The following is a 14,869-nucleotide window of genomic DNA, read 5'->3' as shown; positions in this document are numbered from 1 at the left end:
AGCGCGCATTAAATCTGATTACAACGTTCAAGCTAACATTTATATCTGTTTCTTCGAAATCGTGCGTATCCCCCCTTGTGGGACCATTCAGGCCCATGCGCTAAACTCGAAGACGGTCTGTTCAACGCAGCCCCGAAGGAGAAAACGTGTCAGAGTCACGGCAAGCACAGGCAAATATCGGTGTCGTCGGTCTGGCGGTGATGGGTTCCAACCTGGCCCGCAACCTCGCCGGCCGCGAAGGAAACACGGTCGCGGTCTACAACCGCTCCCCCGAGCGCACCCGTTTACTCACGACAGAACACCCCGAGGCGAATTTTGTCGCCTCCGAGAACATCGCCGATTTCGTCGCCTCGCTGACCAAGCCGCGCACCGCCATCATCATGGTGCAGGCCGGACGTGGAACCGACGCCGTCATCTCTCAGCTCTCTGAGCTGTTCGAACCCGGCGACATCATCGTCGACGGCGGCAACGCCGACTTCACCGACACCATCCGTCGCGAAAAAGAGCAAAGCGCCAAAAGCATAAACTTCGTCGGCGCCGGTATCTCCGGTGGCGAAGAGGGCGCCCTCAACGGCCCGAGCATCATGCCCGGCGGCTCGGTCGAGGCGTACAAGACCCTCGGACCCATTCTTGAATCCATCGCCGCCGTCGTCGACGGCGTGCCGTGCGTCACCCACATCGGCACCGACGGTGCCGGCCACTTCGTCAAGATGATCCACAACGGCATCGAATACGCCGACATGCAGCTCATCGCCGAAGCCTACGACCTGCTGCGCAAGGTCGGCGGGCACTCCCCCGAAGCCATCGCCGATATCTTCACGGACTGGAACGACGGGGAGCTCAACAGCTACCTGATCGAAATCACCGCGGAGATTCTGCGCCAGGTCGACGCCAAAACCGGCCAGCCGTTCATCGACGTCGTGCTCGACGAGGCCGGCTCCAAAGGAACCGGGGTCTGGACCGTGCAGAATTCCCTCGACCTCGGCGTTCCGGTCGGCGGCATCGCCGAGGCGGTTTTCGCCCGCGCCGTCTCAAGCCATCCCGAGCAGCGCGGACCGGTGCGTGCCAGCATCACCGCCCGACCCGAGATCGCCGTCGTCGGCCACACCTTCCAGGAAGACGTGCGCCAGGCGCTCTACGCGTCGAAGATCGTCGCTTACGCGCAGGGTTTCGACGCGATCATCGCTGGGGCGACCAAGTACAACTGGAACATCGACAAGGGCGCCATCGCTACCATCTGGCGTGGCGGTTGCATCATTCGCGCCCAGTTCCTCAACCGCATCGTGACCGCCTACGATAACGACCCGTCGATCTCGAGCCTGCTTGTCGACCCGTACTTCGCCGAGGCCGTCGCCGCCGGCGAGGCAGCCTGGCGCCGCGTCGTCTCGACCGCGGCGCTCTCGGGCATCCCGGTTCCCGGCTTCGGTGCCAGCCTGAGCTACTTCGACTCGCTTGCAAGTGAGCGGCTGCCCGCCGCTTTGGTGCAGGGACAGCGCGACTTCTTCGGAGCGCACACCTATCACCGAGTCGACATGCCCGGCACCTTCCACACCCTGTGGTCCGGCGACCGCACCGAGATCGTCACTGAGGCTTCCACGCACTGACCATCCATGTTGCCGGCCGGCAGCATCCGCTCACCCTCGTCGGGCAGAGCGGATGCCGCCGGCCGGCTTGGGTTAATCAGTCACTTCACACGAGGGTCTGGAAGACTGACAGTACTTATGACTGATGATCACCCCGAGCTTTCCGGCTACGAGCCGAACGATAATTACCGCCCGCTGCGCGGCAAGCATTTCGCGTCCATTTTGAGGATCGTCGTCGTGCTCGGGTTGATCGCCCTGATCGTGCCGGGCATACTCACCACCATGCGGGTCGCCTCCGACACTGCCGCCAACGCCTGTGCGACCGCAGTCGCCCAGTATTATCCCTTTGCGGTCGACTTCGACGCTCGCTTCGACCTAACCGGTCCCGGCGGGTTCGGCTGGCAGTGCTACGCCGTCGACCAGAACGAGCGCGACACCTTCGTGACACCGCTCGGGATCATCCCCTCCGCTCCACGCCAAATCACTCCGGGCACCCCCTCGTAGCGATCTCCGTACTCGTCGGCGCCATCGACCCGTGGCTTTCGACGGGTCCGCACCGCGGGGTCGTGCAGTCCGGTCTTTCGACGGGTCCGCACCGCGGGGTCGTGCAGTCCGGTCTTTCGACGCGGTGAGATTAGAAGAGGCGATGGCCGTAGCCACCGCCTCCCTAATTCAGCCGCGGACGTGGCCGCGTGAGCTAGGCCCTATGCGGCACCGTCGAACATCGAGGTGACCGAACCTTCATCAAAGACCTCGTGGATAGCGCGAGCCAGCAATGGCGCGATCGGCAGCACGGTGAGGGTTGGGAAGCGCTTCTCCGGCGGGATCGGTAGCGTGTCGGTGACGACGACGGCGCTGATGGCCGGGTTCTGCAGCATGTCTACGGCCGGGTCGCTGAACACGGCGTGGGTGGCGGCGACGACGACGCCGATGGCGCCAGCCTCGCGCAGGGCCTCGGCGGCCAAGGCAATGGTGCGACCGGTATCGATCATGTCGTCAACAATGAGGCAGACGCGACCACTCACCTGGCCGACGATCTCGTGCACGGAGACCTGGTTGGGAACGAGCGGGTCTCGTCGCTTGTGGATGATGGCGAGCGGCACACCGAGCCGGTCACTCCAGATGTCGGCGACGCGCACACGGCCCATGTCGGGCGAAACCACGGTGAGGGTGGCCGGGTCGAGCTTCTCGCGAAAGTGCTCCAAGAGCACCGGCATGGCGAACAAGTGGTCGACGGGACCGTCGAAGAAGCCCTGGATCTGGGCGGCGTGCAAGTCGATCGACATGATGCGATCGGCGCCAGCGACCTTGAACAGGTCGGCGACCAGGCGGGCCGAGATCGGCTCGCGACCCCTACCTTTCTTGTCCTGCCGGGCGTAGGGGTAGAACGGTGCGACGACGGTGATGCGCTTGGCGGAAGCCCGCTTGAGCGCGTCGACCATGATGAGCTGTTCCATCAGCCACTCGTTGATCGGCGCGGTGTGGGACTGGATGACGAACGCATCCGAGCCGCGCACGCTCTCGTCGAACCGGGCATACAGTTCGCCATTGGCGAAGGTGCGTGCATCGGTGTGGAGCAGCTCTGAACCAAGCTCCGTGGCAATGTCGAGAGCGAGCTGCGGATGCGCTCGCCCCGAAACCAGTACGAGTCGTTTGTCGCCGCTGGACTTAATTTCCGACACTTATTCTCCAGTCTTTTCGCTGCTTGTGGGGCGCAGGCTCGCTGCCGCCGCTGTATCCGCGGCTGTGCCCGGACGGTTGACGTGAACCCAGCCGTCCATGTTGCGTTGCGGGGCCACGTTGATGGCCAGTGCGCCGGCCGGAACGCTCTTGCGAACGACAGTGCCAGCCCCCGTGTACGCCCCGTCCCCAATTGTAATCGGCGCGACGAACACGTTGTGCGACCCGGTGCGCACGTGCGACCCGATCTCCGAGTGGTGTTTAGCCACGCCGTCATAGTTGGCGAAGATTGTTCCGGCACCAATGTTCGACCCCACGCCAACCGTGGCATCGCCCACGTAGCTCAGATGGGGCACCTTGCTGCCGGCGCCGATCTGCGCGTTCTTGGTCTCGACGAAAGCCCCGATTTTACCGTCGGCGCCGAGTATGGTGTTCGGGCGCAGGTACGAGAATGGCCCGACAGACGCCCGCGCCTCGATCACCGCGAGGGTCGCGTCAGTGCGATTCACGCGGGCGCCTTCGCCGATCTCGCAGTCGCGCAGGGTGGTGTCGGGTCCGATGATGGCGCCAGTGGCCACCACTGTGGCCCCGATGATCTGGGTGCCGGGCAGCACCGTGACGTCGGTCGCGAGAACGGCCTTCAGGTCGATCCAGGTGGTGGCCGGGTCTTGCACGGTCACGCCGGCGAGCTGCCAGCCGCGCACGATCAGGGCGTTGAGTTTCTGGGCGGTGTCGCCCAGCTGGGCACGGTCGTTGATGCCGGCCACGATCCAGGCGTCGGCGACGGGAACGGCGCTCACTTCGGAGCCGGCCCGGCGCAGCAGTTCGATCACATCGGTGAGGTATTTCTCACCCTGCGCGTTCGCGGTGGTCAGCTGCGCCAACTGCACGCGCAGCGCGGCCAGGCCGAACACGTAGACACCCGCGTTGATCTCGGTGACGGCCAGTTCGGCATCCGTCGCATCTTTTTGCTCGACGATGCGGTCGAACGCACCCTCGACCGAGCGGATGATGCGCCCATAGCCGGTCGCATCGTCCGGGTAGGCGGACAACACGGTTCCCGCCGCTGCGCCCTTGCGGTGGGAGGCGATGAACGAAACGAGGGTTGCAGCGTTCAGCAGCGGCACGTCGCCGTTGATGACGAGCACGTCACCGTCGAAATCAGCCGGAAGCGCGGCGACGGCCTGTTCGACGGCGCGGCCGGTGCCGGGGATCTCATCCTGGTCGACGATCGTACTTTCCGGCAGGTCTTCGGCCACGACGGCGGCGAGCAGGTCACGTTCGTGCCGCACAACGGTCACGACATGCGCGGCGTCGAGGGCGCGCGCGGTGGCGAGCACGTGGCTGACGATGGGCACTCCGGCGAGCGGATGCAGCAGCTTCGGCAGGCTGGACTTCATGCGGGTCCCCTGGCCGGCGGCCAACACGATGATGGCGAGGCGGGCGTCTGTCACAGGTTTCCTAACGCATTCGGGAGAGAAAGTGAGGGCTCCGCCACCAGGATTCGAACCTGGACCGAACAACTCCAAAGGTTGCCGTGCTGCCGTTACACTATGGCGGACCATGCCAGCCGAAGCCAGCAACCAGTCAAGTCTGCCAGATTCTGGCGGTCCGCGGCGCCGCTGGCACCCCCTCGGGGCTTCTGCGCGAAGAAACCCCCGAAAAAGCGAGATAATGGAGCAATGCCTGGCCATGATGAAGTCGACCGAATCGTCGATTCGTGGTTGCGTGAACGGCCCGATCTTGATTTTGCGCCGCTGCAGGTCCTCAGCCGCGTCGCTCGATTGTCGAAGCATCTCGACCGGGCCCGCCGCACGGCCTTCTCCCGCTCCGAGCTCGCGTCATGGGAGTTCGATGTGCTCTCGGCGCTGCGCCGCGCGGGCACCCCTTACGAGCTCAGCCCGAAAGCCCTTCTGCAGCAGACACTTGTTTCCAGCGGCACCATGACGAACCGCATCGACCGTCTCGTCGACCGCGATCTGGTCAAGCGCCGCTCTGCGCCCAACGACGGCCGCGGCATCCTCGTGGGCATGACCCCGGCCGGTCTGACCCGCGTGGATGCCGCCATCACCCGGCTCGTCGACGCCGAAGCCGAGCTGCTCGACACCCTCTCGGTGACCGATCAGGACCGGCTGGCCGGCCTGCTTCGAAAGCTCAGCCTCGACTTCGACTAGTTACTGCCACCGCTACCGCTACCGGCGAAGAGCCTTACGCGCGAGGTAGTTGCCGAAGAACTGCACGAACTGCACGAGCACGATGATCAGCAGCACGGCCGCCCAGGTCACGATGGGGTTGAACTGACGGTAGCCGTAGAGCAGCGCGAAGTTACCGAGGCCCCCGCCACCGACATAACCGGCAACGGCCGACATATCCACCAGCGCGACAAAGATGAACGTGTAGCCGAGAATCAGCGGCCCGAGCGCCTCGGGCAGCAATACCGTGAAGATGATCCGAATCGGCCCTGCACCGACACTGCGCGCGGCATCGATCACGCCGGGCGTCACGGTGAGCAGGTTCTGTTCCACGATGCGAGCCATGGCAAAGGATGCTGCCAGAGCGATCGTGAAGATGATCGCGTTGTTGCCGATGCCGCTGCCGGTGACGGCCCGGGCCAGCGGTTGCGCCGCCGCCAGAAAAATGATGAACGGAATCGGGCGAATGAAATTGACCAGCAGATTGAGCACGAAGAACAACGGCTTGTTCTCCAGGATGCTGCCGGCTCGGGTCAGGTAGAGCCCGAGACCGACCAGTAGTCCGCCGAGGCCACCGAAGAACAGGGTCATCGCGACGATATACAGGGTCTCGTACGTCGCCGTCCACAGTTCGGGCAGCAGGTCGATGAGTGCATCCATGTCAGCGCACCTCCGTGACGGTCGTGAGCGTTCGAATGTGGGCAAGTACGGTGTCGATCACCCGATCGGCGGCTGTGAGGGCGAGGGTGAGATGCCCGAACGGTCTCCCCTGGATCTCGTTGATTCCCCCGTAGACGACCTCGAAAGCGATGCCTGCCCGAGCCAGTTCGCCGAAGACGGCACCCTGGTCGACGGCGCTGTCGCGAAAGGCGAGCGTGACGATGCGACCGGAATGCCGTGCGCGCAGCACGGCGAGCTCGGCCGCAGACGGCACCCCCTTGACCACGGTCGCGACGAATCGAGCGGATGCCGCGGCTTGCGGATTCGAGAACACGTCAAAGACCGGTCCGCGCTCGATGACGCGGCCCTGGTCCATCACGGCGACCTTGGTCGCGATGGTCTGGATGACGTCCATTTCGTGGGTGATCACGATGATGGTGACCCCGAATTCCGCATTCACCCGTTTCAGCAGCGCGAGGACCTCGTGCGTGGTTTCCGGATCGAGGGCGCTCGTGGCTTCGTCAGCGAGCAGGATGCTCGGCTGGGTCGCGAGGGCACGGGCGATGCCCACTCGCTGCTTCTGGCCGCCGGAGAGCTGGTCGGGAAACGACCCGGCCTTATCGGAGAGGCCCACGAAGTCGAGCAGTTCGGCCACCCGGGCGGCGCGCTGCTCTTTGGGATACCCGGCTACTTCGAGCGGGTAGGCCACGTTGCGGGCCACGGTGCGAGAGCCGAGCAGGTTGAACTGCTGAAAAATCATGCCGATGCCGAGGCGTACCTTGCGCAGGGCGCGCTCCGACAGCACGGCGATGTTCTGCCCGTTCACGATGATCTCGCCGCTCGTTGAATGTTCGAGAGCATTCACGAGTCGCACCAAAGTGCTCTTACCGGCACCGGAATATCCGATGATCCCGTAGATGTCTCCGGCCTCCACGTCGAGACTGACCGAGTCGATCGCCGTGACACTCGGTGCACCCTTGCTCGCGGGTGGGTACACCTTGCTGACATTCCTCAGGCTTACTAGAGCCATCCGTTGTTCCTCAAAAACCTTCTTGTTGCTGATATGTCGTAATTTCGCGCCGGGAACGCGAACGAACAGTCTCGGCTATTGACCGCAAATATCAGAAAAAACCGAAACTGCCCACGCAGTAAAGCTGAAGCTTACTTCTGAGCCTTAGTGTCCGCCTCGACCGTGACGCGCGACGCTTCAAGCTCGGAAACCGGGGTCGTCAACAGCACTGCCGTGTCGCCGGAAGCTTCGAGAACGCCATCCTGAACGGCCTTCGTCGTTTGGTAGATCTCGACGAGCTTCTGGTACGTCGCGTTGTCTTTGTCCTCGGCGCGCGCTGCAAAGACGTTCGCATAGGGCACGGACTTGGCGTCGGCCGGATCGTCCTGAGCGATGGCGTCCGAGAAACTGAGCCCGGCCTTTCCAACAAACTCGTTGTTGACGATCGCGGCGGCGACATCGGGCAACGAGGTCGTCGTGAGCGACGCGTCGAGAGCTGTAACTTTCACCCGTGAGGCGGCGGTGTCGATGTCGTCGAGTGACGACGAAATCGTGCCACCGTCGGTGAGCTCGATCAGACCGGCTGATTGGAGTACGACGAGGGCGCGGGCCATGTTGCTCTGGTCATTGGGCACGGCCACCGTGTCGCCCTTCTGAATCTCATCGACGCTGGTGTACTGCGTGGAATAGAGACCCAGCGGGTAGATTGCAGTGGCGCCGATTGCCGCGAGGTCCTGGCTGCTCGCCACGTTGTAGTTGGCGAGGTAGACGATGGTCTGAAATTGATTGAGGTCGATTTCGCCGGCGGTCAGGGCGGGGTTCGGCTGCTCGTAGGTGGCGAAGTTGACCAGGTCGACCGTGATCCCTGCGTCGGCTGCGGCTTCCTTGAAGACGCCCCAGTACGGTTCGCTCTCGTCGACGACACCGATCTTCACGACATCGTCATCACCAGCAGCGCCTGCGCACCCGGCCAGCAACGCCGCAAGCGGCAGAATCGCGAGTGCGGCCAGTACGGACTTTTTGAGGGAACGTGGCTTTTTCATGGAGGGTCTCTTTCGCTGTGTGAATTCCCCGAGAGCGCCGATGGCGATTATGGGCACAGCGATTATTCGGGCACAGATCAGCCCGAGTAGTGGGGGTGGGGGTCTGTGCCGCAGCTCTGCGAGGCACTCAATAACGATACGTGCCGAAGCTGCGACGCGTGGCCGACTCCGACACACTGCGTCACAGCTTCTGCGACGCTAGCCCTCGATCAGCTCAGTAAGTTCGACCCAGCGCGTTTCGAGCGTGGCGATGGTCTCTTCGAGTTCGGTCAGCTTCACGCCGAGCTCGCTGAGACCGGCAAAATCAGACTGGTCGTGGGCGGCGAGCTTCTCATGCTTCTGGGCGATGCGCTCCTGCAGCTTGACCACCTTGCGGTCGATCGATCCGAGCTCCTTCTGGGCGTTACGCAGTTCGGCGCCGCCGAGGGTGGGGATCTTCTTGTTCGCGCCGGCGGCATCCGCGGGGGTTCCGGAGGCCGGCCCGGAGACGGCCTTGCGGCGCACCTCGAGATATTGGTCGACGCCGCCGGGTAGGTGGCGAAAACCGCCGTCCATGACCGCGTACTGGTTGTCGGTGACGCGCTCGATGAGATACCGGTCGTGCGAGACGACCAGCAGGGTGCCGGGAAAGGAATCGAGCAGGTCTTCCATCGCGGCGAGCATGTCGGTGTCGAGGTCGTTGGTGGGCTCGTCGAGAATGAGCACGTTGGGTTCGTCGAGCACGATCAATAGCAGTTGCAGGCGACGCTTCTGACCACCCGAGAGGTCCTTGACCTGGGTGGTCAGCTGGGCGCTGAGAAAGCCCATACGTTCGAGCATCTGCCCCGGCGTGATCTCCTTGCCACCGGCCATGTAGCTGGTCTTCTGCCGGCCGATGACGTCGCTGACGCGGTCATTGCGAATCTCATCGAGTTCGAACAATTGCTGGGTGAGCACGGCGACCTTGATGGTCTTGCCGCGCTTCACGTGGCCGGTCGTAGGCTGCAGCGTGCCGGCGACCAGATTGAGCAGGGTGGACTTGCCGGCACCGTTGACGCCCATGATGCCGGTGCGCTCCCCTGGCGCGATGCGCCAGGTGATGTCATTGAGAACGGTCTTCTCACCGAACTTCACGCCGATGTCGATGAGGTCGACGACGTCCTTGCCGAGGCGCTGCATGGCCATGGACTGCATCGAGACGGTGTCGCGGGGCGGCGGCTCGTTTTCGATCAGCACGTTCGCGGCATCGATGCGGAACTTCGGCTTCGCGGTGCGGGCCGGGGCGCCGCGGCGCAGCCAGGCCAGTTCCTTCTTCATGAGGTTCTGGCGCTTGGATTCGACGACGGAACTCATGCGGTCACGTTCCACACGCTGCAGGATGTAGGCGGCGTAGCCACCCTCGAAGGGCTCGATGAGGCGGTCGTGCACCTCCCAGGTGATGTTGCAGACCTCGTCGAGGAACCACCGGTCGTGGGTGACGACCACGAGCCCGCCGCTCTGCGCGGCCCAACGGGTCTTGAGGTGGCCGGCGAGCCAGGAAATGCCCTCTACGTCGAGGTGGTTGGTGGGCTCGTCCAAAAAGATCACGTCGTAGTCGCCGATGAGTACGGCAGCCAAGGCCACCCGGCGGCGCTGACCACCGGAGAGGTCGTCGACGAGGGCGTCCCACGGAATGTCGCGCACCAGGCCGCCGATGACGTCGCGCACCTTGGCGTCGCCCGCCCAGACGTGTTCCTCGATGCCGCCGACGATGGTGTGCCCGACGGTCTGGCCCGAGGCTAGGTCATCGGACTGGTCCAGCATGCCGATCGTGACACCGCGACGCCGGGTGACCCGTCCCTCATCGGGTTCCATACGGCCGGCCAGCAGGCGCATGAGGGTTGACTTGCCGTCGCCGTTCTTGCCGACGACGCCGATGCGGTCGCCCTCGTTGAGGCCGGCAGTGACGCTGTCGAAGATGACGCGGGTGGGAAATTCGAGGTGCAGGGACTCAGCCCCGAGAAGATGTGCCATAGCCTCCAAGTTTACGGCACGGCCGCAGCCCCCGGATCAGCGAGCACAACTCCTGCAATTTGCCATAGTGCTTCGAAGCTCCCCCGGAATGACGCGGACGTTTCGCCCGTGTCCGGCAGATTGCAGGAGTTATGCCCGGAGAAGGCTAGTCGTTGATGAGGCGGGCGCCGTGCACCGGGCCGGTGGCGCGCACGACGCGCAGGCGGCTGGCCGAGAGCGCGACCTGCAATTCGAGCGCGCTGTCGGCATCCGCCACCAAAAAAGCCACGGTCGGCCCTGAACCCGAGAGGATACCGGCGAGGGCGCCGTTTTCTTCGCCAAGCTGTAGCACCTTGCCGAGGCCCGGGACGAGGTGCAGCGCGGGGGCCTGCAGATCGTTGTGCAGCACGTCGGCGAGCATATGCGGGTCGCCTGCTCGCAACGCCTGGAGAACGTTCGCGTCGACACTGGGCTGGTGCTCCGCCGGAAAGATGTCCTGGGCGTGGCGATCGCGGTGCCGGTCGAGCTCGTGGTACACCCCAGGAGTCGACATTCCAAAGTCGGCGAGGGCGAGTACCCACTGAAACTTGCCCTTGGCCAGTGCCGGACTGAGCTGGTCGCCCCGGCCGGTACCGATGGCGGTGCCGCCGGTGAACGAGAACGGTACGTCGGCGCCGAGCGTGGTGGCAATGGCGAGGAGTTCGTCTTTGCTGGCGTTGGTACCCCAGAGGGCGTCGCAGGCGAGCAGGGTAGCTGCGGCATCGGCCGAGCCGCCGCCCATTCCGCCGGCGATCGGAACGTTCTTTTCCACCTCGAGGTGCACGCCGCCGCGGTAGCCGGCCTTGCGGGCGAGGGCCCGAGCTGCCTTGATAACCAGGTTGGTGCCGCCGACGGCGAGGCCGGAAGTATCGATGCTGCCGCTGAACTCGACGGAGAAGTCGGAGGCCGGGCTGGCCCTGACCTCTTCGAACAGCGAAACGGCCTGGTAGGCGGTCGCGAGGTCGTGGTAACCGTCTTCCATTACGGCGCCGACTTTGAGGAAGACGTTGACTTTGCCGGGGGCCCGCGCGTGCACAACGGTGGTACCGGCGGACGTGATCATGCTTTTAACTTAGCCCAGCCGCTTAGCCGCCAGCGACGCGGCAGTACCAGCTACGCCGGTGCTGCCGCCTGAGCCCGCGCTATGTCGGCGGCCAGGCCAGACGCTGACGCGCCAGTGAAACGGATGTTCGCCGCGCGACTTTCCCGCAGAAAATACGGCAGCCGAAGATAGAACTGTCTTCTAGTTCTCGGGCCAGACCCGGGCGATAGCGAGAAAGTCATGAACGGTGAGCTGCTCTCCCCGCGTCGTCGGGTCGATACCCGCCGCGCTCATCACGGCGGCCGCCGCCGCCGAGTCCCCGAGAACGACCGACAGGGATTGCCGCAGCATCTTGCGTCGCTGCTGAAAAGCCGCGTCGACGAGCGCGAAGGTCTTGAGGCGCAGTTCTTCGGATTCCAGCGGTGCCGCGCGGCGTTCGAAGGCGATCAGGATCGAATCAACGTTCGGAACCGGCCAGAATACCTGACGGCTCACCTTGCCGGCGGTGCGGAAATCGCCGTACCAGGCGGCTTTGACGCTCGGGCTTCCATAGATCTTGTTGCCGGGCGGGGCGGCGAGACGTTCGCCGACCTCGGCCTGCACCATGACGACACCGGCTCGGATCGACGAGAAGTGTTCGAGCAGGTAGAGCAGCACCGGTACCGAGACGTTATAGGGCAGGTTGGCGACGAGCCGGGTGGGGTCGCCGGGCAGCTCGGTGATCTTTAGGGCGTCGGCGCGAATGACGGTGAGCTGGGCGTCCGGCTGCATGAGTTCGACGGTCAGTGGCAACTGCTCGGCCAGGCGGTCGTCGATTTCGACGGCGACGACGCTCGCACCGATCTCGAGCATGCCGAGCGTGAGCGAGCCGAGGCCGGGGCCGACCTCGACGACGGTGTCACCGGGTGCGACGGCGGCGACCTTCACGATGCGCCGCACAGTATTGCCGTCGATGACGAAGTTCTGGCCGAGCTTCTTGGTCGGATTGACGCCGAGCATCTCGGCGAGGTCGCGAATCTCGGCGGGTCCGAGAAGGGTCTTGACGGGTTTCGCCTCCTCAGCGGTTCCGTCGGTCATGCGAGACGTCCAGGGGGGGCCTGGTCTGGGCGCGGAACATCGTGGGCCGCGGTGACCGGCTCCGCATCCCAGCGACCGTAGACCAGCTCCGTGTTGGCGGTGATTTGAGCGGAGAGCAGGGAGACATCCGTTTCAAGGTGAGCGGCCATGCCGCGCAGCGTGTTGGGCAGCAGGTACGGCGCATTGGGGCGGCCGCGGTAGGGCAGCGGGGTGAGGAACGGGGCATCCGTTTCGACCAGCAGCAGGTTGCGCGGGGCGGCGGACAGGGCGGCTCGCAAGTTGTCGGCGTTTTTGAACGTGACATTACCGGCAAAGGACATGTACCAGCCTCGCGCGGCACAGATTCGGGCCATGTCGGCGTCGCCAGAGAAGCAGTGAAAGACGGTTCGTTCGGGAGCGCCGACCCGCAGCAGCGTTTCGATCACAGCCTCGTGGGCATCGCGGTCGTGAATCTGCAGCGCGAGGTTGTTCTTCTTGGCGATGCGAATATGCGCCTCAAAGGAGCGAAACTGGGCGGCGCGACCCGCTTCGGGAGTCCGAAAGAAGTCGAGCCCGGTCTCGCCGACGGCGACCACGCGCGGCTGTCCGGCGAGTTCGTCGATCGCGGCGATGGCGTCGTCGAGGGCGCCGGCTTCTTCAAGAGCAGGCGCCTCGTTGGGGTGGATCGCGACGGCGGCGAGCATGCGCGGTTCGTTCAGTGCAGCGGCGGCCGACCAGCGTGAGGTTTCGACGTCGCCGCCGACCTGGATGACACCGCGAACGCCAACGCTCGAGGCCCGGTCGAGTTGTTCCCGGTAGCTGAGCGGATACTCGCCGTCGGCGATCTCGAGATGGGTGTGGTTGTCGTAGACGGGTATCGTGAGCGGCTCCGGCAGCGGCGGGTAGCTCAGGTCGCGGCCCGCGGTGTTCTCGCGGCGACGAATAGCGCTGCCGTAGCCGTCGACGCCTCCGTCGAGCCCGACCAGCGAGTCGTTAGCCATCGGTTGGCTCCACGATCGATTCAATGCGCGGGAACAGTGGTTCGAGCGGGCTCACCACAGTGCCGCCTGCCCACTCCCAGGCCCGATCGACGCGCTGGTCTGCGAGGGCGCCGTCGCCGCCGAGAGCGGTCCACAGTTTGGCGGTGGCGATGGGAATGACTGGCGAGAGCAGCACGGTGAGGGTACCGAGGCCGCGTACGGCGGTGTGCAGCACTGTTTCCAGTCGGGCTCGCGTTTCGGAGCTCTTGGCGAGCGCCCACGGCTCCTGCAGGGTGATGTAGCCGTTGAGCTCATCGACGAGTTCCCACACGCTGGCCAGGGCGTCGTGGATGGCGAGGGTCTCGATGAAGGCACCAGCGGCATCCGTCACCCGCTTTTCGGTGGCCGCGATCGCGAGGTCGGCGGCCAAAAGCTCGCCGCCGACGGGCACGATGCCGTCGCAGTAGCGCACCACCATGGCGATCACGCGGGAGGCGAGGTTACCGAAGCCGTTGGCGAGCTCGGACTGGTACCGGGCCGAGAGGTCTTCCCAGCTGAACGAGCCGTCCTGGCCGAAGCTGATGGCGCGCATGAAGTAATAACGAAAGGCGTCGGAGCCGAACGTGTCGGTGATTTGGCTCGGGGCGATTCCGGTGAGCTTGGACTTGCTCATCTTTTCGCCGCCGACCAGTAGCCAGCCGTGGCCGAAGACCTGCTTGGGCACCTCGATGCCGGCGGCCATGAGCATGGCCGGCCAGATGACGGCATGAAAGCGCAGAATGTCCTTGCCGACGATGTGCGTGGCTGGCCAGCGGCGCGCGAACTCCTCATCGTTTTGACCGTAACCGGCCGCGGTGATGTAGTTCAGCAGAGCGTCGAACCAGACGTAGACGACGTGTGATTGGTCCCAGGGCACCTTGATGCCCCAGTCAAAGCTCGAGCGGGAGATCGACAGGTCGGAAAGGCCGCGCTTGACGAAGGACATGACCTCATTTCGCGCCGCCTCCGGCTGCACGAAATTGGGGTTCTCTTCGTACAAAGCAAGCAACCGGTCAGCGAAGGCGCTCATCTTGAAGAAGTAGTTCTTCTCGTGCAGCAGCTCGACCGGCTTCGAGTGGATCGCGCAGACCGGCTGGCCGACGTACTCACCGGTGCCGTCGACGAGGTCGGTGGCCTGCTTGTACTCTTCGCAACCGACGCAGTAGTACCCCTCATACTCGCCGGTGTAGATGTGACCCTCATCGTGCAGGTGCTGGAGAAACTTCTGCGCGTTCACCTCGTGGCGTTCGTCAGTCGTGCGGATGAAGTCGTCGTTGTTGATATTGACGGTCTCCAGCAGCGGCTTCCAGGCGGTTTCAACCAAACGGTCGGCCCATTCCTTGGGCGTGACGCCGTTGGCGATCGCCGTGCGCAGAATCTTCTGGCCGTGTTCGTCGGTGCCGGTGAGCAGCCAGGCGTCATCACCCGACTGCCGGTGCCAGCGCGCGAGAACGTCGGCCGCAACCTCCGTGTAGGCGTGCCCGATGTGCGGCACATCATTCACGTAGAAAATGGGCGTGGTGATGTAGAAAGAACCTGCGGACATGCGTTCATCTTATGCGGCGAGCGCTTATG

13 protein-coding genes and 1 tRNA gene are annotated in these 14,869 nt (G+C 64.4%); 3 read left to right on the top strand and 11 right to left on the bottom strand.

Annotated features, from left to right (window positions below):
• Positions 1-146: 146 nt before the first annotated feature.
• Positions 147-1,604 (top strand): NADP-dependent phosphogluconate dehydrogenase, encoded by a 1,458-nt coding sequence (gndA, locus tag E3T27_RS03695; protein ID WP_134549053.1) that lies wholly within the window; start codon positions 147-149, stop codon positions 1,602-1,604.
• A gap of 117 nt (positions 1,605-1,721) precedes the next feature.
• The gene (locus tag E3T27_RS03690) at positions 1,722-2,087 is read left to right on the top strand and encodes a hypothetical protein (RefSeq protein ID WP_104196702.1); all 366 of its coding nucleotides are present in this window, start codon (positions 1,722-1,724) and stop codon (positions 2,085-2,087) included.
• A gap of 200 nt (positions 2,088-2,287) precedes the next feature.
• Here the strand turns inward: E3T27_RS03690 and E3T27_RS03685 are convergent, their stop codons facing one another.
• The 3 genes from E3T27_RS03685 to E3T27_RS03675 all read right to left on the bottom strand — a co-directional run bounded on the left by E3T27_RS03685 (position 2,288) and on the right by E3T27_RS03675 (position 4,824).
• Positions 2,288-3,265, bottom strand: coding sequence for a ribose-phosphate diphosphokinase (locus tag E3T27_RS03685; RefSeq protein ID WP_104126992.1), 978 nt, complete (start codon positions 3,263-3,265; stop codon positions 2,288-2,290).
• Positions 3,266-4,717: a bifunctional UDP-N-acetylglucosamine diphosphorylase/glucosamine-1-phosphate N-acetyltransferase GlmU gene (gene glmU, locus E3T27_RS03680; protein WP_134571627.1), complete on the bottom strand. Its 1,452-nt coding sequence runs from the start codon at positions 4,715-4,717 to the stop codon at positions 3,266-3,268.
• Positions 4,718-4,752: 35 nt separating this feature from the next.
• A tRNA-Gln gene (locus tag E3T27_RS03675) sits at positions 4,753-4,824 on the bottom strand.
• A gap of 121 nt (positions 4,825-4,945) precedes the next feature.
• Between E3T27_RS03675 and E3T27_RS03670 the strand changes: the two genes are divergently transcribed.
• The gene (locus E3T27_RS03670) at positions 4,946-5,437 is read left to right on the top strand and encodes a MarR family winged helix-turn-helix transcriptional regulator (RefSeq protein ID WP_104126994.1); all 492 of its coding nucleotides are present in this window, start codon (positions 4,946-4,948) and stop codon (positions 5,435-5,437) included.
• A gap of 18 nt (positions 5,438-5,455) precedes the next feature.
• On the opposite strand, the gene E3T27_RS03665 is transcribed toward E3T27_RS03670, so the two are convergent.
• The 8 genes from E3T27_RS03665 to metG form a co-directional block, all read right to left on the bottom strand.
• Positions 5,456-6,115 carry a methionine ABC transporter permease gene (locus E3T27_RS03665; protein WP_104199384.1) on the bottom strand — a complete coding sequence of 220 codons (660 nt, stop codon included), beginning with the start codon at positions 6,113-6,115 and terminating at the stop codon, positions 5,456-5,458.
• Between the two features lies 1 nt (position 6,116).
• The gene (locus E3T27_RS03660) at positions 6,117-7,145 is read right to left on the bottom strand and encodes a methionine ABC transporter ATP-binding protein (protein ID WP_134571626.1); all 1,029 of its coding nucleotides are present in this window, start codon (positions 7,143-7,145) and stop codon (positions 6,117-6,119) included.
• A 131-nt stretch (positions 7,146-7,276) separates the two neighbouring features.
• Positions 7,277-8,167, bottom strand: a complete 891-nt coding sequence (locus tag E3T27_RS03655; protein WP_134571625.1) for a MetQ/NlpA family ABC transporter substrate-binding protein — start codon at positions 8,165-8,167, stop codon at positions 7,277-7,279.
• Positions 8,168-8,365: 198 nt separating this feature from the next.
• Positions 8,366-10,159, bottom strand: coding sequence for an ABC-F family ATP-binding cassette domain-containing protein (locus E3T27_RS03650; protein WP_134571624.1), 1,794 nt, complete (start codon positions 10,157-10,159; stop codon positions 8,366-8,368).
• A gap of 145 nt (positions 10,160-10,304) precedes the next feature.
• Positions 10,305-11,240 (bottom strand): 4-(cytidine 5'-diphospho)-2-C-methyl-D-erythritol kinase, encoded by a 936-nt coding sequence (locus E3T27_RS03645; protein ID WP_174722175.1) that lies wholly within the window; start codon positions 11,238-11,240, stop codon positions 10,305-10,307.
• Positions 11,241-11,420: 180 nt separating this feature from the next.
• On the bottom strand, positions 11,421-12,296 hold the full coding sequence (gene rsmA / locus E3T27_RS03640; RefSeq protein WP_134549047.1) for a 16S rRNA (adenine(1518)-N(6)/adenine(1519)-N(6))-dimethyltransferase RsmA: 876 nt from the start codon (positions 12,294-12,296) through the stop codon (positions 11,421-11,423).
• On the bottom strand, positions 12,293-13,276 hold the full coding sequence (locus E3T27_RS03635; protein WP_104196694.1) for a TatD family hydrolase: 984 nt from the start codon (positions 13,274-13,276) through the stop codon (positions 12,293-12,295). Before E3T27_RS03635 ends, rsmA begins: the two co-directional genes overlap by 4 nt.
• Complete coding sequence (gene metG / locus E3T27_RS03630) at positions 13,269-14,840, bottom strand: methionine--tRNA ligase (protein WP_134571623.1); 1,572 nt, start codon at positions 14,838-14,840, stop codon at positions 13,269-13,271. The genes E3T27_RS03635 and metG overlap by 8 nt, the downstream gene beginning before the upstream one ends.
• Positions 14,841-14,869: the final 29 nt, after the last annotated feature.

Source organism: Cryobacterium lyxosi (assembly GCF_004403345.1).
GTDB classification, from domain to species: Bacteria; Actinomycetota; Actinomycetes; order Actinomycetales; family Microbacteriaceae; genus Cryobacterium; species Cryobacterium lyxosi.
This window is presented reverse-complemented; position numbering and strand designations above follow the sequence as displayed.